Source organism: Porphyromonas sp. COT-108 OH1349 (assembly GCF_000768755.1).
Taxonomy (GTDB): domain Bacteria; phylum Bacteroidota; class Bacteroidia; order Bacteroidales; family Porphyromonadaceae; genus Porphyromonas_A; species Porphyromonas_A canoris.
Genome location: NZ_JRAH01000028.1, coordinates 1 through 499 on the forward strand (window position 1 = coordinate 1; position 499 = coordinate 499).

General features: G+C 48.9%; 1 pseudogene. It reads right to left on the bottom strand.

The features are described 5' to 3' along the window. Positions 1 to 499 (bottom strand): annotated as a pseudogene (locus tag JT26_RS06575) (hypothetical protein); the annotation flags it as partial.

The following is a 499-nucleotide window of genomic DNA, read 5'->3' on the forward strand; positions in this document are numbered from 1 at the left end:
CGTACAGTTCATTGAGGTTCTGTCGCAGGGATTCATTCGCCACCTTGCGTTCCGCTTCATAATCATAGAGCGTATGGTAAGCATCTCGCAGGTCTATGTAGAGTAACATTTTTTGTCGTTCTTGGGAAGAGAGGTCTATGGGCTGGAACATTCGATTGTCCTCCATATCACGGACAAGCATTCCGACCTGAAAGTCCGAAACGAGCAAAGAACCCTCTCTGAGGTGTTCATGCCATAAGCCCTCATAGGGACGCTGCTGCATCCCTTTCTCCTTGTTCTGCTGCCACCACAACTCTCCTGTCTCCAACAGTCCCATAGCAGTCTCTTGTTGCTTTATTTCGACAGTGGGAGAAGGGGCAGAAGCCACAGCACGTTTCATCGAGGAGGTTTTTCGTTTGGGTTTCTCCTCTTGAATGATATTGCCAAAAAGGTCGAGTAGTTGTACCTGTGGTGCAACACTGCTTCGGGGTTGCTCTGTCGGCTGTTCCTTTTTCAGTTG